Origin of the sequence: Serratia sp. CY55921 (assembly GCF_052167655.1) — a bacterium.
GTDB lineage: Bacteria > Pseudomonadota > Gammaproteobacteria > Enterobacterales > Enterobacteriaceae > Serratia > Serratia ureilytica.
The window spans coordinates 92,175-109,053 of the sequence record NZ_JBJNMU010000005.1; the positions used below are offsets into that span (position 1 = coordinate 92,175).

16 protein-coding genes are annotated in these 16,879 nt (G+C 61.8%); 11 read left to right on the forward strand and 5 right to left on the reverse strand.

Annotated features, from left to right (window positions below; translation table 11 throughout):
* Window positions 1–42: 42 nt before the first annotated feature.
* Together ACJ8M3_RS19890 and ACJ8M3_RS19895 are read left to right on the forward strand one after the other, a co-directional pair.
* Window positions 43–1,188, forward strand: a complete 1,146-nt coding sequence (locus tag ACJ8M3_RS19890) for a mannitol-1-phosphate 5-dehydrogenase (RefSeq protein WP_033652306.1) — start codon at window positions 43–45, stop codon at window positions 1,186–1,188.
* A 94-nt stretch (window positions 1,189–1,282) separates the two neighbouring features.
* A complete protein-coding gene (locus ACJ8M3_RS19895) occupies window positions 1,283–1,834 on the forward strand; it encodes an MltR family transcriptional regulator (RefSeq protein WP_016929575.1) in 552 nt (183 codons plus the stop codon).
* Here ACJ8M3_RS19895 and ACJ8M3_RS19900 read toward each other — a convergent pair.
* Complete coding sequence (locus ACJ8M3_RS19900; protein ID WP_060660109.1) at window positions 1,831–2,439, reverse strand: LysE family translocator; 609 nt, start codon at window positions 2,437–2,439, stop codon at window positions 1,831–1,833. The two genes, ACJ8M3_RS19895 and ACJ8M3_RS19900, sit on opposite strands and share 4 nt — an antisense overlap.
* Before the next feature lie 148 nt (window positions 2,440–2,587).
* On the opposite strand from ACJ8M3_RS19900, the gene ACJ8M3_RS19905 reads away from it, so the two are divergent.
* Window positions 2,588–4,054 carry an aminotransferase-like domain-containing protein gene (locus ACJ8M3_RS19905; protein WP_033645119.1) on the forward strand — a complete coding sequence of 489 codons (1,467 nt, stop codon included), beginning with the start codon at window positions 2,588–2,590 and terminating at the stop codon, window positions 4,052–4,054.
* 73 nt (window positions 4,055–4,127) lie between these two features.
* Window positions 4,128–4,490 (forward strand): YibL family ribosome-associated protein, encoded by a 363-nt coding sequence (locus tag ACJ8M3_RS19910; protein ID WP_021504152.1) that lies wholly within the window; start codon window positions 4,128–4,130, stop codon window positions 4,488–4,490.
* Window positions 4,491–4,501: 11 nt separating this feature from the next.
* On the opposite strand, the gene ACJ8M3_RS19915 is transcribed toward ACJ8M3_RS19910, so the two are convergent.
* Both ACJ8M3_RS19915 and yiiM read right to left on the reverse strand, forming a co-directional pair.
* The gene (locus ACJ8M3_RS19915; protein ID WP_047025984.1) at window positions 4,502–5,281 is read right to left on the reverse strand and encodes a class I SAM-dependent methyltransferase; all 780 of its coding nucleotides are present in this window, start codon (window positions 5,279–5,281) and stop codon (window positions 4,502–4,504) included.
* Window positions 5,282–5,383: 102 nt separating this feature from the next.
* Window positions 5,384–6,055, reverse strand: a complete 672-nt coding sequence (gene yiiM, locus ACJ8M3_RS19920) for a 6-hydroxyaminopurine reductase (RefSeq protein ID WP_033645117.1) — start codon at window positions 6,053–6,055, stop codon at window positions 5,384–5,386.
* A 131-nt stretch (window positions 6,056–6,186) separates the two neighbouring features.
* Here yiiM and ACJ8M3_RS19925 point away from each other — a divergent pair, with 131 nt between their 5' ends.
* Window positions 6,187–6,801 carry a histidine phosphatase family protein gene (locus ACJ8M3_RS19925; RefSeq protein ID WP_031299772.1) on the forward strand — a complete coding sequence of 205 codons (615 nt, stop codon included), beginning with the start codon at window positions 6,187–6,189 and terminating at the stop codon, window positions 6,799–6,801.
* Between the two features lie 32 nt (window positions 6,802–6,833).
* Here the strand turns inward: ACJ8M3_RS19925 and ACJ8M3_RS19930 are convergent, their stop codons facing one another.
* Window positions 6,834–8,762: a methyl-accepting chemotaxis protein gene (locus ACJ8M3_RS19930; protein ID WP_089197566.1), complete on the reverse strand. Its 1,929-nt coding sequence runs from the start codon at window positions 8,760–8,762 to the stop codon at window positions 6,834–6,836.
* A 125-nt stretch (window positions 8,763–8,887) separates the two neighbouring features.
* On the reverse strand, window positions 8,888–9,508 hold the full coding sequence (sodA, locus tag ACJ8M3_RS19935; RefSeq protein WP_089197726.1) for a superoxide dismutase [Mn]: 621 nt from the start codon (window positions 9,506–9,508) through the stop codon (window positions 8,888–8,890).
* 427 nt (window positions 9,509–9,935) lie between these two features.
* Between sodA and fdnG the strand changes: the two genes are divergently transcribed.
* The 6 genes from fdnG to ACJ8M3_RS19965 all read left to right on the forward strand — a co-directional run bounded on the left by fdnG (window position 9,936) and on the right by ACJ8M3_RS19965 (window position 16,870).
* Entirely contained in the window at window positions 9,936–12,983 is a 3,048-nt protein-coding gene (gene fdnG, locus ACJ8M3_RS19940) for a formate dehydrogenase-N subunit alpha (RefSeq protein WP_103101707.1), read from the forward strand.
* Window positions 12,984–12,995: 12 nt separating this feature from the next.
* Window positions 12,996–13,898 (forward strand): formate dehydrogenase subunit beta, encoded by a 903-nt coding sequence (gene fdxH, locus ACJ8M3_RS19945; protein ID WP_004934014.1) that lies wholly within the window; start codon window positions 12,996–12,998, stop codon window positions 13,896–13,898.
* On the forward strand, window positions 13,895–14,530 hold the full coding sequence (gene fdoI / locus ACJ8M3_RS19950) for a formate dehydrogenase cytochrome b556 subunit (RefSeq protein WP_004934017.1): 636 nt from the start codon (window positions 13,895–13,897) through the stop codon (window positions 14,528–14,530). The genes fdxH and fdoI overlap by 4 nt, the downstream gene beginning before the upstream one ends.
* Window positions 14,530–15,459 (forward strand): formate dehydrogenase accessory protein FdhE, encoded by a 930-nt coding sequence (gene fdhE / locus ACJ8M3_RS19955; RefSeq protein ID WP_069100543.1) that lies wholly within the window; start codon window positions 14,530–14,532, stop codon window positions 15,457–15,459. The genes fdoI and fdhE overlap by 1 nt, the downstream gene beginning before the upstream one ends.
* Before the next feature lie 114 nt (window positions 15,460–15,573).
* Entirely contained in the window at window positions 15,574–16,224 is a 651-nt protein-coding gene (locus ACJ8M3_RS19960; protein ID WP_033645112.1) for a DcrB-related protein, read from the forward strand.
* A 40-nt stretch (window positions 16,225–16,264) separates the two neighbouring features.
* A complete protein-coding gene (locus tag ACJ8M3_RS19965; RefSeq protein ID WP_069100544.1) occupies window positions 16,265–16,870 on the forward strand; it encodes a glutathione S-transferase in 606 nt (201 codons plus the stop codon).
* Window positions 16,871–16,879 lie beyond the last annotated feature (9 nt).

Genomic DNA, 16,879 nt, shown 5'->3' on the forward strand with positions numbered 1-16,879 from the left:
GGTGCAGCTTGCTGCACCCTTCGACATTAAGAAGGTAGAGTTATGAAAGCATTACATTTTGGCGCAGGGAATATCGGCCGTGGTTTTATCGGCAAGCTGCTGGCGGACGCGGGGGTTGAGGTGACCTTCGCCGACGTCAATCAAACGGTGCTGGATCTGCTGAACAGCCGAAAAAGCTACTCGGTGCACGTGGTGGGCGAGCAAGAGCGCGTGGAGCGCGTCAACAACGTCAGCGCCGTCAACAGCGGCAGCGAGGCCGCGGCGGCGCTGATCGCCGAGGCGGATCTGGTGACCACCGCCGTGGGTCCGCAAATTCTCGCCAAAATCGCCGGCACGATCGCCAAAGGGCTGGTGCTGCGCCATCAGCAGGGCAATGTGCAGCCGCTGAACATCATCGCCTGCGAGAACATGGTGCGCGGCACCAGCCAGCTGAAGCAGCACGTGTTCGCCGCGCTGCCGCAGGACGAGCAGGCATGGGTTGAACAGCACGTCGGCTTTGTCGATTCGGCGGTCGACCGCATCGTGCCGCCGGCGGACAGTAGCGATCCGCTGGAAGTGACGGTGGAAACCTTCAGCGAATGGATCGTCGATCAGACGCAGTTTAAAGGCCAGCCTCCGGCGATCGCCGGCATGGAACTGACCGACAACCTGATGGCGTTCGTCGAGCGCAAGCTGTTCACCCTCAACACCGGCCACGCCATCACCGCCTACCTCGGCCAACGGGCCGGGCTGCAAACCATTCGCGACGCCATTCTCGACCCGGCGATCCGCCGCGTGGTGAAAGGGGCGATGGAAGAGAGCGGCGCGGTGCTGATCAAGCGTTACGGCTTCGACGCCGACAAGCATGCCGCCTACATCAACAAAATCCTCGGCCGCTTTGAAAATCCGTATCTGCACGACGACGTCGAGCGCGTAGGGCGCCAGCCGCTGCGCAAACTGAGCGCCGGCGATCGCCTGATCAAACCACTGCTGGGCACGCTGGAATACGGCCTGCCGCATGCCAACCTGATCCAGGGCATCGCCGCCGCCATGAGCTACCGCAGCGAACAGGATCCGCAGGCGCAGGAACTGGCGGAACTGCTGAACACGCTCGGGCCGAAAGCCGCGCTGGCGCAAATTTCCGGCCTGCCGGCGGAAAGCGAGGTTGTAGAAGAGGCCGTTGCTGTGTATAACGCCATGCACAAGTAGAATCGTGATGATGAACACCCGAGCGCAGCTTGCTGCGCTCCTGGAACCCGAGTTCGGCATCGACGGCCCTCCCCACGCCTTTCGAAAAGCGACGATGGAAGAAGCACAGGCATTTGAAAACCAGGTTCTGGAAAAGCTGAACGCGGGCAAAACGGTGCGCAGCTTCCTGATCGCGGCGGTAGAGCTGCTGGCGGAAGCGCTCAACGTGCTGGTGGTGCAGGTATTCCGCAAGGACGACTATGCGGTGAAATACGCCGTCGAACCGCTATTGTCCGGCAGCGGCCCGCTGGGGGAGCTGTCGGTGCGCCTGAAGCTGATGTACGGGCTGGGGGTGATTTCCCGCCACGAATATGAAGACGCCGAGCTGCTGATGGCGATGCGCGAAGAGCTGAACCACGACGGTTCGGAATACCGCTTCGTCGACGACGAAATCCTCGGGCCGTTCGGCGAGCTGCACTGCGTGGCCGCGCTGCCGCCGGTGCCGACCTTCCTGCAGCCGGGCGAGGCGGATGAAGCGCTGATCGCCATGCAGCGCCAGCGCTATCAGCAGATGGTGCGCTCCACCATGGTGCTGTCCATTACCGACCTGATCGCCGGCATCGGCGCCAAACAACCTTCCCGACTCTCTCCTCTCGGCCGCGGCTAAGCGAAGGCCGCGCGCCATTCGTCGAACAGCAACCACAGCGCGGTGGCGGCCATCAGCCCGGACATCACGCCGTTGAAGGCGCGCAGTTTCCAGGTGACCCGCAGCGCGTTGCGCAACCGGTCGCCCAACACCGCCCACAGCAGCACGCACGGCAAGTTCAGCAGCGCGAAACCGGCGATGATAGACAGCGTATGGACGAAAGTGGCGCCTTCGCGCGGGGTGAACAGGATCGCCACGTTGATCACCATCAGCCAGGCCTTGGGGTTGATTGCCTGAAACAGCGCGCCGCTGAGCAGGCTCATCGGCTGCGCCTGTTCTTTGGCGTCCGGCGAGGCCGCCTGAAACAGCTTCCATGACAGCCACAGCAGATAGGCGCAGCCGATCACCGCCAGCGGCAGGCGGATGACGCCGGCCCAGCTCAGCGCCAGCGCCAGCAGCGGGATAATGATCGCCAGCTGTACCGCACAACCGACGCAGATGCCGAACAGCATCGGCAGGGTGCGGCGCAGGCCGAAGTTAACGCCCGACGAGGCCAGCAGCAGGTTGTTGGGGCCGGGAGTGATCGACATGACGGTGACGTAGCTGACAAAGGCGGAGTCCAGCATGGCAGGTTCCTTGAACGTGAAAATGACGGTAATAACGAGAGGATCAGCATAATCGCTGCGATGGGATGGTGACAGAATCACAAATCGGATATTGTCATGGTTACAGTTGTATGAAATGTAAACTGTACCCATTACCTGGAGAGAAACTGTGACCTTGCTCGATGAAACCCCGGATACCCGTTACCTGCAGCTGGCGGATACGCTGGCCGAAGCCATTCGCCGCGGCACGCTGCAGCCCGGCGACCGCTTGCCTTCGGTGCGGCGCTGTGCGCAAACCCATCGGGTCAGCATCAATACCGTGGTGTCGGCTTACCGCACGCTGGAGGATCGCGGGCTGATCGAAGCGCGGCCGCAGTCGGGGTTTTATGTCCGCAGCACGCTGCCGGCGCTGAAGATGGCCTCGGCGCCCAGCGGCCGCATCGAGCCGCCGGCGGACGACGTGCTGGCGTTGATCGATACGGTGTTCGCCGCCCAGCAGAACCCGGCCTTCACCAACATTGCGCTGGCCTGCCCGCAGACCAGCGATTTCTATCCCGGCGGCAAACTGGGGCGCATGCTGTCTTCCCAACTGCGCCGCCAGCCGGGTCTGATCGGACAATATCCGTTGCCGCCCGGCAGCCTGCGGCTGCGTCAGCAGATCGCCCGCCGCTCAATGACGCTCGGCATGCTGTTGGAGCCGGGCGACGTGGTGTTGACCCATGGCTGCATGGAGGCGCTGCAGCTGGCGCTGCGCGTCACCACCAAACCGGGCGACTGTGTCGGGCTGGAGTCACCGACCTACTTTTATCTGCTGCCGCTGCTGGCCAGCCTGGGGCTGAAAGCGCTGGAAATCCCTACCGATCCCCAGCTGGGGCTGTCGCTGGACGCGCTGGAGCTGCTGCTGAACGAGAAGCGGCTGAATGCGGTGATCGCCATGCCGACGGTGCAAAACCCGCTGGGTTGCACCATGCCGCTGGCGGCGAAAAAGCGGCTGGCGCGGCTGATGAACGATCATCAGGTGCCGTTGATTGAAGATGGGTTGTATGCCGAGATCCAGTTCGGCGGCGCGCTGTCGCCGGCGGTGAAGGCGTTCGATCGCGACGGCTGGGTGCTGTTTTGCTCCAGCTTTACCAAAACGCTGGCGCCGGATTTTCGCGTCGGCTGGATCTGCGGCGGCCGTTTTCACGAGGCGTTGCGCAAGCTGAAGGCGGTGTCGTCGATGTCCGAGTCGCAGCTGCTGTCGGAAACGCTGGCGACCTTCCTGGAGAGCGGCGGCTACGATCACCATTTGCGCAACCTGCGCAAGCGCTATGCGGCGCAGGTCGACGAGGCGAGGGCGCTGATCGCCCGGCATTTCCCGCGCGGCACGCTGGCCACGCAGCCGGCGGGCGGCTTCGTGTTCTGGGTCGAATTCCCTCCCGGCGTGGACAGCGTGGCGCTGTTCCATCAGCTGCTGGAGGAGCAGATCTGTTTGACGCCGGGCACCCTGTATTCCCCGAGCGGGCGCTACCGCAACGCGCTGCGGCTCTCCTGCTGCTACCCGTTCAACGCGCGCTACACCCAGGCGCTGGCTCGGCTCGGCGCCAGGGCCTGCGAGATGAGCGGCCTGCCGCCCGGCATTGCGCAGGGCGGGTAACGGCGCGCGCCTTTTGCTACAATGCCGGTATCATTGATTAGCGTGCCATTTTGGGCACAACGGGCCAGAGACCATGAAAGAGAAAGAAAAGGCAGAGATCAAGCGCCTGAGCGACCTGCTGGACGCCTTGAACCACAAAGACGCCACCGTGATCCAACAGGGCAACCCTGAGTTGATCGCGCAGCACACCAAAGAGAAAGAGAAACTGGCGACGGAGATCGAGCGCCTGAAAAACGTGCGCGGCGAGAAGCTGAGCGCCGAAGCGCAGAAGCTGAGCCAGCTGCCGTTCAGCCGCGAGATCACCAAGAAAGAGCAGGCCGATATGGGCGCGCTGAAGAAAAGCGCGCGCGGGCTGATCGTCGTGCACCCGATGACCGCGCTGGGCCGCGAGATGGGCCTGAAAGCGGTCACCGGCTACGCCAAGAAAGCGTTCTGAATCCCCGGGCGTCAGACCTTGGTGGTGAAATACGCCTTGGTCTGATAGGGCACGGTGACCGTGTCCTTGCCCCGCAGTTCCTCTTCTTCCTCCACCAGTTGGCGCAACCGATCGATAACCTGCTCCTGTTGCGGCTGCGGCAGCGCGGCGATAAAGCTGGTTGAACGCACGCGGTTGTAGATCACGTCCTCCACCGCGCCGCGGTGGCCGAGCATAAACACCTGCTCCTGCAGCGGTTCAAAGCCTTTGAACGGGAAGAGTTTGCGCCATTCGCCGGTATAGAAACGCGGCGCATCGCCTTCGTGGCTATCGACGATCTGATTCAGTTTACGCACCCAACCGACGCGCGCATCGCGCATGTTCCACACCAGGCCGAGTTTGCCGCCGGGCTTGAGAATGCGCTGGATTTCCGCCAGCGCCTGCGGCGTGGCGAACCAGTGGAAGGACTGGGCGCACACCACGGCATCCACCGACTCGTCCGGTAGCGGGATCGCGTCGGCGGTGCCCGCCAGCGTTTTCACCTGCGGCAGCGCCGCCGACAGTTTTTCCAGCATTTGCGGCACCGGTTCGACGGCGATCACCTGCGCGCCGGTTTCCAGCAGGCGCGGGGTGAACTTGCCGGTGCCGGCGCCGAGATCGATGACCGTCATGCCGGCGTGCAGGCCGATGACGTCACGCAGCCAGGCGGCGATTTCCGGCGGGTAATCCGGCCGGCCTTTCACATAGCGATCGGCATTGGCCTGATAGCCCTCGGCGGCGGCGTGATGAATCGAATGGGTCGGGGTGGTCATATACCTGGCTCCTGGCTGAAAAAACGTGCGGCTACAGTATAGGCGGAAGAAAAGGGTTAACGCGGCATTCGGCGCACGTTTTTCATTTTTCCGCCCGCGCTTTCAATGGCCGAGCAGGCGGCGGTTGAAATCCTCAAGGCGCCCTTCGGCGAGCCGAGTGAGCATGGTCTTGCTCCAGCTGGCGGAGAGGCCGGCCACCGCCAACAGGCGGCGATACTGTTCCGCATCGAACGGCATGTGCCAGGCGATGGCGATGGCTTCGGCCACCGACACATCGCTGTTGCGCGCCGCCAGCGCCAGCGGACGATCGCCGCTGACCGCGCCCGGCGACACCACCCGATACAGCCAGCCGCAGCGGCCGCTTTGCTGCATCAGCACCGAAATGTCCTCGATGGCGAAGTGATAATTGAGCTTGAAACACGGCGAGCGCGGCTGGGTGACCTGGATCAGCGCCTCGCCCCAGCGGAAGATGTCGCCCATAAACACATTGTGTTCGGTCAGCCCTTCGGTGGAGATATTCTCGCCGAAGGCCGGGGCGCAAAATTGCTCGGCCTGCGCCGGAAACTGCTCGCGCCAGTGGGCATAATGCTCGCGCGGGTAGTGGCACAGCGCGCGGTCCGGCCCGCCGTGGTAGCTTTTTTCGGCCTGTTCGTCGCCTTCCAGGCCGAGCGGCGTGAGCCGGATGGCGCCATCCACCTGGCGTTTGGCGATGGCGCTGGGGCGCCCGCCTTCATAGGGTTGGATGCTGCCGATGTAAACGTCTGGGTGATGCATGTGCGCCTCCGTGTCTCGCGTCGAGGGCTCAGCATAGCCTGAGTTGTTCTCGTACACTACCCGGCATTTACCTGTACGGAAGGATGTGTTTTTCCTGTCTATATTTAGGCTTTTATCGTCGAGAAAAAACCATGCGTTTCATTGTATTGAGGCATGCGGAGTCAGAATGGAACCGCTCGGGGATTATTCAGGGGCGAAGTGACAGTCCGCTGACAGAAGAGGGGCGACGTCAAATCGCTGGGCTTGGCGCTCGCTTGCAAATGTTATCGGTCACTTTGTTGATCAGTTCACCGGCTGGTCGGGCTTTTACGACAGCGGAGACGTTGGCTGAGAGATGTGGCTGCACTGTGCAAATGGATGAGCGTTTGCAGGAGCAAGATTTTGGCCGACTGGAAGGATTATCTTATGCGCAGGCCATGCGCGATTATCCAGAAGCGACGCAGTGCCTCTTTGCCGGTAAGGCAGAGGCGTCGGCTCCGGGAGGGGAGAATGCTTATGAGGTTGCCTGGCGCCTGATGGCTTGTCTGTCCGATCTGGCTGTCGATGGACAAAATCAAACGCTTGGTGTTGTTACGCACGGCCATGCTCTGCAGGCACTGATTTGGTGGCTTAAAGGGGCCGACCCGCAGGAGGACCTCCGCAGATACGGTCATCGCAATTGCGGCTACGCAATGCTTGATGCGACCGCCTCTGGTTTTAACTTGTTGAATTGGGGAGTCGCGACCCACCTGTTGCCACAAAGATAGGGCGAGGAACGGCTATTCCTCGCCTGAGGGCGTCAGAAGGTGGTCCAGTTCTCTTCCGCTGCGGCGTTGGCGGCCGCGGGTTTTACGGCTGGCGCTTTCTGCGCAGCGGCTTTCACGGCGGCGGGTTCGGTCTGCTCCGCCAAACGGAACACCGAAACGCTCTGCAACAGCATGTCGGCCTGCTCTTCCAGTGAATCGGCGGCGGCGGCGGACTCTTCCACCAGCGCGGCGTTCTGCTGAGTGGTATGGTCCATTTCGACGATCGCCTGGCCAATCTGGGCGATGCCGCGCGTCTGTTCATCGGAGGCGGCGGCGATCTCGGCCATGATGTCGCGCACGTGGGTAACCGAGCGGACGATCTGCTCCATGGTATTGCCGGTGCTTTCCACCAGTTCGGTGCCGGTTTTCACCCGGCTGACCGATTCGGCGATCAGCCCTTCGATCTCCTTCGCCGCCTGGGCGCTGCGGCTCGCCAGGCTGCGCACTTCGCTGGCGACCACCGAGAAGCCGCGTCCCTGTTCGCCGGCGCGCGCCGCTTCCACCGCGGCGTTGAGCGCCAGGATGTTGGTCTGGAAGGCAATACCGTTGATCAGGGTGGTAATTTCTGCGATACGCTGCGAACTGCTGGAAATATCGCGCATGGTGCTGACCACGTTCTCCACCAGCTTGCCGCCCTGTTGCGCGGTCTGCGAGGCGTCGGTGGCCAGCTGATTGGCATGATGGGCGTTGTCGGCGTTCTGTTTCACCGTGGCGGTCAGCTGTTCCATGCTGGCGGCGGTTTCCTCGACCGCCGCCGCCTGCTGCTCGGTGCGGGAAGAGAGATCGGTGTTGCCGGCGGCGATTTCCGCCGAGGCGGTGGAGACCTGGCTGACCCCCATCTGGATCTTCTCAATCATGGTGCGCAGATTTTGGCTCATCGCCGCCACCGCGTTCAGCAACTGCCCCAACTCATCGCGGCGGGTGCTGGTCTGCGCCTGGCGCAGATCGCCGCTGGCGATGCGTTCCGCCATCGCCAGCGTACTTTGCAGCGGACGGGTGATCTGCAGCGTGATGCGCCAGGCGATAAGCACTCCGGCGATAATCGCGATCAGGGTGGTGATGCCCATCTGCAGCTGCGCCAGGTTGATGTTGCTGCGCGTCTGCACCAATTCGTCCTGCATAAAGGCGTTCACCAGCGTGCCGATCTCATGCGCGCGTTCACCGAGCTGTCGGCTGATCTGCTGCTCGTGCTCATAGGCCGGCAGGTAGGCCGCGATACGGTTTTTGTAATCGTCCAGGGCGGCCAGCAGCGGTTGCAGCTGCGGGCGCTGCGCGTCGCTGACCCGGCGGCTCAAGGCGTTGGCCGCGTCGCGCGCGTCGTCGATGGCCGCCATCAGCGGCGCTTCGGTTTCCTTGTTCAGGCTCAGCAGCAGACCGCGCGCGCCGTAGCGCACCTGGGTCAGCTTCTGGTTCAGCTGGATGAAGGCCAACTGCAGATCGCCGTTGGTGAGCTGCCGCTCCACTTGGCTCAGGCTGGCCTGCACTTCCGACATGTTCCAGCTCTGGCGCACCGCGTCTTTCGCCGAGACCGCCTGCTCAAAGATTTTTTGCTGTTGCTGATATTCCCCAATCAGCGTCACCAGACGCTGCAGATCCTTGCGGCTTTGGGCGTCCCAGTCCAACGTCTGGCCCTGGTCTATCAGTTTGACGGCGTTATCGATATTGGCGCGGTTGTTCTGCAGATACTCCGGCTGGTAGGTCTGGCCGTACATGGCGCGGTTGTATTTGGCCTGGTTGATCTCCTCGTTCAGCCGGTTGCTGAAGTCGATGCGATCGGCGCGGGATTCGATGATGTGCAGGTATTGCGCCCCGGTGCCGGCGATGACGACCGCCAACAGCAGCAACAGCGCGAAACCGAAGCCGAGCTTTTTACCTACGGTGAGATGGGTGAACTTTCCTGCCAATGCTTGCAATGCCGCCATAGCGTTTTTCCTTCTCCGGGCGAACGTCAATTGAACAAACCATCGGCAAGAAGTGGTCAAACTTTAGCGGATTTCAGGCAAAAAAATACCCGCCTGCGGCGGGCATCTTCATCAACGGGGGCGAATTACTTCTTCGCGGCGAAGCGTGCGGCCGCTTCGTCCCAGTTGACCACGTTCCAGAACGCCTTGATGTAGTCAGGGCGTTTGTTCTGATATTTCAGGTAGTAAGCGTGTTCCCACACGTCCAGACCGATGATTGGGAAACCGGAAGCGCCGGCGACGGCTTCGCCCATCAGCGGGCTGTCCTGGTTAGCGGTAGACACCACGTCCAGTTTGCCGTCTTTCAGCACCAGCCAGGCCCAACCGGAACCGAAGCGGGTGGCTGCGGCTTTCTCGAACTCTTCCTGGAATTTCTCAACGCTGCCGAAATCGCGCTCGATGGCCGCTTTCAGATCGCCGCCCAGCGTGGTGCCGGTTTTCAGGTTTTTCCAGAAGAAGCTGTGGTTGGCGTGGCCGCCGGCGTTGTTGCGCATGAAAGTGCGTTTGTCGGCAGGCACTTTATCCAGATCCTGGATCAGCTCTTCAACGCTGTATTTGGCCAGCTCAGGGTAAGCTTCCAGCACGGTGTTGGCGTTGTTGACGTAGGTCTGATGGTGTTTGGTGTGATGGATTTCCATCGTCTGCTTGTCGAAATGCGGTTCCAGTGCGTCGTAAGCGTACGGCAGGGATGGCAGTGAATAACTCATAATCATCATCTCCAGTGGTGTATGGGCGGCGCAAAGGGCGAGCACCGCGTAAGCAGTCGGATCATTATAGTTAATTAAATGATATTGAAAATGATTATCAATGCCCTGCTGACTGTGTGGTTAATGAACAAATCGCTGCGTTAACATACTGATAGAAAGGAGGCCTTGAGCGCCTCTTCATGCCTTGGCGCCGATGCGTTGGTTACTCTCTATACTGTAGAGAGCGCCGAGCCTGCTGCGACGCCGAAATGTATCGAAATGTGCCAATGCGTTCACTGAATGAGCACGAGTGTGTAACAACCACAAGCACGCTGTGGTAATATCGCCGCGTCGCGTATCAGCATAACAACAGTGACATTAGCGCTCCGCCGTTTTGGCGAGGAGCGCCATTTGAACAATGTGACAATCGAGAGTAAAGGAGACCCCCATGCAGGTCAGCAGAAGGCAGTTCTTTAAGATCTGCGCTGGCGGTATGGCAGGAACGACGGTAGCCGCGCTGGGCTTTGCCCCCGAAGTGGCGTTGGCGGAAACCCGGCAGTACAAACTGCTGCGCGCCCGCGAGACCCGTAATACCTGTACGTATTGTTCCGTCGGCTGTGGGCTGTTGATGTACAGCCTTGGTGATGGCGCCAAAAACGCCAAAGAAAGCATTTTCCATATCGAAGGGGATCCGGATCACCCGGTAAACCGTGGCGCGCTTTGCCCGAAAGGCGCCGGCCTGGTTGACTTTATCCACAGCGAAAGCCGCCTCAAGTACCCGGAATACCGGGCGCCGGGGTCGGACAAATGGCAGCGCATCAGCTGGGACGACGCCTTTACCCGCATCGCCAAGCTGGTGAAAGAAGACCGTGACGCCAACTTCATCAAAACCAACGACCAGGGCGTTACCGTCAACCGTTGGCTGACCACCGGCATGCTGTGCGCCTCGGCCGCCAGCAACGAAACCGGTTTTCTGTCGCAAAAATTTAGTCGCGCTCTCGGCATGCTTGCCGTAGACAACCAGGCGCGTGTCTGACACGGACCAACGGTAGCAAGTCTTGCTCCAACATTTGGTCGCGGTGCGATGACCAACCACTGGGTTGATATCAAGAACGCGAATTTGATTATCGTCATGGGCGGTAATGCGGCGGAAGCGCATCCGGTGGGGTTCCGCTGGGCGATGGAAGCCAAAATACATAACAATGCCAAGCTGATCGTGATCGATCCGCGCTTTACCCGAACCGCATCGGTGGCGGACTTCTACACGCCGATCCGCTCCGGGACCGACATCGCTTTCCTGTCGGGCGTGTTGCTGTATCTGATGACCAACAACAAGTTTAACCGCGAGTACGTCGAGGCCTACACCAACGCCAGCCTGCTGGTGCGGGAAGACTTTGCCTTCGAAGACGGCTTGTTCAGCGGCTACGACGCGGAAAACCGCAAGTACGACAAAACCACCTGGAACTACCAGTTCGACGAGAACGGCTTCGCCAAGCGCGACGTCACGTTGCAGGATCCACGCTGCGTGTGGAACCTGCTGAAGCAGCACGTGAGCCGCTACACGCCTGACGTGGTGACCAACATCTGCGGCACGCCGAAGGACGATTTCCTCAAGGTGTGCGAATACATCGCCGAAACCTGCGTCGCGGATAAGACCGCTTCGTTCCTGTACGCCCTGGGCTGGACTCAGCACTCGGTCGGCGCGCAGAACATCCGCACCATGGCGATGATCCAGCTGCTGCTCGGCAACATGGGCATGGCGGGCGGCGGCGTCAACGCGCTGCGCGGCCACTCCAACATCCAGGGGCTGACCGATCTCGGCCTGCTGTCGCAGAGCCTGCCGGGCTACCTGACGCTGCCGTCGGAGAAACAGACCGATCTCGAGACCTACCTGAAGGCCAACACGCCGAAGGCGCTGCTGCCGGGCCAGGTGAACTACTGGGGCAACTACCCGAAATTCTTCGTCAGCATGATGAAGACCTTCTACGGCGACAAGGCGCAGAAGGACAACAGCTGGGGCTTTGACTGGCTGCCGAAGTGGGACAAGGGCTACGACGTGCTGCAGTACTTCGAGATGATGTCGCAGGGCAAGGTCAACGGCTACTTCTGCCAAGGCTTTAACCCGGTGGCGTCGTTCCCGAACAAAAACAAGGTGGTGGCTTCGCTGTCCAAGCTGAAGTTCCTGGTGACCATCGATCCGTTGAACACCGAGACCTCCAACTTCTGGCAGAACCACGGCGAGTTCAACGAGGTGGATTCCTCGCAGATCCAGACCGAAGTGTTCCGCCTGCCGTCCACCTGCTTCGCCGAAGAGAACGGCTCGATCGTCAACTCCGGCCGCTGGCTGCAGTGGCACTGGAAAGGCGCGGACGCCCCGGGTGAAGCGCTGAACGATGGCGAGATCCTGGCGGGCATCTTCAGCCGCCTGCGCGAGATGTATGCGCGCGACGGCGGCGCGGTGCCGGAACAGGTGCTGAACATGCGCTGGGACTACCTGACGCCGGACAACCCGGCGCCGGAAGAGGTGGCGCAGGAGAACAACGGCAAGGCGCTGGCGGATCTGCTGGATGCCGACGGCAAAGTGGTGGTGAAAAAAGGCGAGCTGCTCAGCTCGTTCGCGCAGCTGCGCGACGACGGTACCACCGCCAGCGGTTGCTGGATCTTCGCCGGCAGCTGGACGCCGGCCGGCAACCAGATGGCGCGGCGCGACAACGCCGATCCGTCCGGCCTCGGCAACACGCTGGGCTGGGCCTGGGCATGGCCGCTCAACCGTCGCATTCTGTACAACCGCGCCTCGGCGGATCCGCAGGGTAAACCGTGGGATCCGAAACGCCAGCTGCTGGAGTGGGACGGCGCCAAGTGGGTCGGGGCCGATATCCCGGACTACAGCACCGCCGCGCCGGGCAGCGACGTCGGGCCGTTCATCATGCAGCCGGAAGGCATGGGCCGCCTGTTCGCCACCGACAAGATGGCGGAAGGGCCGTTCCCTGAACACTACGAGCCGTTCGAAACGCCGCTCGGCACCAACCCGCTGCACCCGAACGTGGTGTCCAACCCGGCGGCGCGCGTGTTCAAGGACGATCTGGCGGCGATGGGCAAATCCGACAAGTTCCCGTACGTCGGCACCACCTATCGTCTGACCGAGCACTTCCACTACTGGACCAAGCACGCGCGGCTGAACGCCATCGCGCAGCCGGAGCAGTTTGTGGAAATCGGCGAAAAGCTGGCGGAGAAGAAGGGCATCAAGCAGGGCGATACCGTGAAGGTCAGTTCCAACCGTGGCTACATCAAGGCCAAGGCGGTGGTGACCAAGCGTATTCGCACGCTGCAGGTGCACGGCCAGGAAGTCGACACCATCGGCATCCCGATTCACTGGGGTTACGAAGGGGTGGCGAAGAAAGGCTTTATCGCCAACACGCTGACGCCGTTCGTCGGCGACGCCAATACGCAAACGCCGGAGTTCAAGGCGTTCCTGGTCAACGTGGAAAAGGTGTAACGGAGACGAATTATGGCCATGCAATCTCAAGACATCATTCGTAAATCCGCCACCAATGGCTTCACGCCGGCGCCGCGCGCCCGTGACCACCAGGAAGAAGTGGCCAAACTGATCGATGTCACCACCTGTATCGGCTGCAAAGCCTGTCAGGTGGCCTGTTCCGAATGGAACGACATCCGCGACGAAGTGGGGCACAACGTCGGGGTGTACGATAACCCCGCCGATCTGACCGCCAAGTCGTGGACGGTGATGCGCTTCTCCGAGGTGGAGGAAAACGGCAAGCTGGAATGGCTGATCCGCAAGGATGGCTGTATGCACTGCGCCGATCCGGGCTGCCTGAAGGCCTGCCCGTCGGAAGGCGCGATCATTCAGTACGCCAACGGCATCGTCGACTTCCAGTCCGAGCACTGCATCGGCTGCGGCTACTGCATCGCCGGCTGCCCGTTCGACGTGCCGCGCATGAACAAGGACGACAACCGGGTGTACAAGTGCACCCTGTGCGTCGACCGCGTGGACGTCGGCCAGGAACCGGCCTGCGTGAAAACCTGCCCGACCGGCGCCATTCACTTCGGCACCAAGGAAGCGATGAAGCAGGTGGCGGCGGATCGCGTTAGCGAGCTGAACACCCGCGGCTACCAGAACGCCGGTCTGTACGATCCGGCAGGGGTGGGCGGCACGCACGTGATGTACGTGTTGCACCACGCCGACAAACCGCAGCTGTACCACGGTTTGCCGGACAACCCGAGCATCAGCCCGGCGGTGACCTTCTGGAAGGGCGTGTGGAAACCCCTGGCGGCCATCGGCTTTGCCGCCACCTTCGCGGCCAGCGTGTTCCACTATGTCGGCGTCGGGCCTAACCGCGTCGAGGATGAGGACGAGCACGACGAGTCGCATGACGAGGAGACGCGCAAATGAGAAAGGAAAAGCCCATTCAGCGTTACAGCGCGCCGGAGCGCATCAACCACTGGATAGTGGCGTTCTGCTTCGTGTTCGCCGCCATCAGCGGGCTGGGGTTCTTCTTCCCCTCCTTCAACTGGCTGATGAACATCTTCGGGACGCCGCAGCTGGCGCGCATTCTGCACCCGTTTGTCGGGGTCATCATGTTCGCCGCGTTCCTGCTGATGTTCCTGCGCTACTGGAAGCATAACCTGATCAACCGGGAAGATATCGTCTGGGCCAAGAACATCCACAAAATCGCCATGAACGAGGAAGTGGGTGACACCGGGCGCTATAATTTCGGCCAGAAGTGCGTGTTCTGGGCGGCGATTATCAGCCTGGTGCTGCTGCTGGCCAGCGGCGTGGTGATCTGGCGGCCGTATTTTGCGCCGTCGTTCTCCATCCCGCTGATCCGCATCGCGCTGCTGGTGCATTCGCTGGCCGCGGTCGGCCTTATCATCGTGATTATGGTGCACATTTACGCCGCATTGTGGGTAAAAGGCACCATTACCGCGATGGTGGAAGGCTGGGTGCCGGCGGCCTGGGCCAAGAAACATCATCCGCGCTGGTACCGTGAGGTCCGCGAGAAACGACAGGAAGATAAACCCTGATGAGTATCCGCATCGTTCCTAAAGAGCAGTTAGGGGCACAGCGTGAGAAGTCCACAACGGCGGAGAACATCCCGCCGTTACTTTTCGCCAACCTGAAAAGCCTGTACAGCCGCCGCGCCGATCGTCTGCGTCAGCTGGCGGTCGACAACCCGCTGGGTGACTACCTGAACTTTGCCGCCGAGCTGGCGCAGGCGCAGCAGCATGCGTTGCACGATAACCCGCTGCAGCTCGATCTGAGTGAAGCGTTGGTGCAGGGTGCCGCCAGCGGCAAACCGCCGCTCGATCTGAGCGTGTTCCCGCGCAGCGAGCACTGGCGCAAGCTGCTGACGTCGCTGATCGCCGAGCTGCGTCCGCAGGCGCCGGAACACATTCTGGTGGTGCTGGACAACCTGGAGAAGACCTCGGCGCACGAGCTGGAGCTGATGGCCGACGCCTTGCTCAACCGCGAGTTCGGCAAGGTGGGCAGCGAGAAGGCGCCGTTCCTCTGGGCCGCACTGTCGCTCTATTGGGCGCAGATGGCCAGCCTGATCCCCGGCAAGGCGCGCGCCGAATACGGCGAGCAGCGCCAGTTCTGCCCGGTGTGCGGCAGCATCCCGGTTTCCAGCATGGTGCATATCGGCACCGTCAACGGCCTGCGCTACCTGCACTGCAACCTGTGCGAAAGCGAATGGCACGTGGTGCGGGTGAAGTGCAGCAACTGCGAGCAGACCCGCGATCTCAACTACTGGTCGCTGGACAGCGAGCAGGCGGCGGTGAAGGCGGAAAGCTGCGGCGACTGCGGCACTTACCTGAAGATCCTCTATCAGGAAAAAGACCCGCAGGTCGAAGCGGTGGCCGACGATCTGGCTTCGCTGGTGCTGGACGCCCGCATGGAAGAGGAAGGCTTCGGCCGCAGCAGCATCAATCCGTTCCTGTTCCCGGCGGAGTAACCGCCCGGCCCCGTTCGCGCGGGGCCGGACAAGCAATTTCAGAACGGGCTTCTGGCATTCGCCCGGGCGAGTTGCTACGTTTAGGCCATGACGCGCCAAGCGAAAGGAACCACGATGTTAAACACCCTGGCAAAACTGACCGCGGTCGCCGTGCTGGCGATCGGACTGGCGGCCTGCGACAACAAGGACGACACCAAACCGGCGGTGCCGCCACCGGACACCAAGCCGACCGTGACGCAGCCCGCGCCACCGCCGCCGCCTGCGCCGGTAGAGGCCCCACCCGCGCCGCCGGGGCTGAACGTGTCGCTGCAGAAGGGCAAGATCACCTTCGAGTTGCCGCCGGGCTTTAGCGATCAAACGCTGAACAGCGGCATCGTCAATGACAGCACCTCCACCATCCAGCGCTTTCTTGACGGCAAGTCGCGCCAGAGCGCGGTTTCGTCCGAAGTGATCCCGCCGGACGGCATGAAGATCAATACCAGCGACAAAATGCTGAAAGAGCTGACGCAGAGCGCCATCACGGTGCTGGCCGAGCGCTATCAGAATATCCAGACCACCAAAGAAGAGAACTTCACCGTCGGCAAACAGAAGTTTCGCCGGGTGGATACCGAGCAGACCGTCAACGGCCAAAAGGTGGTGTCCACCCTGGTGTTGACGGTGTTCAACAAACGGGTGGTAACGCTGCAAATGCTGTCGCCGGCCAAAACGCCGGAAGTGCATCAGGCGCTGGTGCAGCGGATTATCGATACTCTGGCGGTGAAGTAAGGGCATTGCGCCGCGGCCAGGACGAAGCGGAGGAGACCGGATGAAGCTTATCGGCAGTTACACCAGCCCCTTTGTGCGCAAGATTTCCGTGATGCTGCTGGAGAAGGGGATCGCGTTTGAATTCGTCAACGATCCGCCGTATGAGCCCGGCAGCCGGGTGAAGGAGCAGAACCCGCTCGGCAAAGTGCCGGTGCTGATCGCCGATGACGGCGAGGTGTTTTACGACTCGCCGATCGTGGCCGAATACCTCGAACTGCTGACGGTGGAGCCGGCGTTTTTGCCGGCCGATCGCGCCGCAGCGCTGCGCGTCCGCCAGGTGGCGGCGCTGGCGGACGGCGTGACCGAAGCGGCGGCGACGCTGTACCGCGAAAGCCGGCGCGCGCCGGAAAAGCAGGACGAAAACTGGATGCTGCGCCAGCGTGACAAGCTGACGCACGGCCTGGATGCGCTGGAGGCGCTGGCGCAGGAAAAAACGTGGCTCAATGCCGAGCGGCTGACGCTGGCGGATATCGCCACCGGCTGCGCGCTGGGCTACCTGAATTTCCGCCGCATCCTGCCCAACTGGTGCGTCCAACGTCCGGCGCTGGTCAAGCTGGCCGAACGCCTGTTCGCCCGCGAAAGTTTCGCCCGCACGGCGCCGCCCTGAACGTTCTTT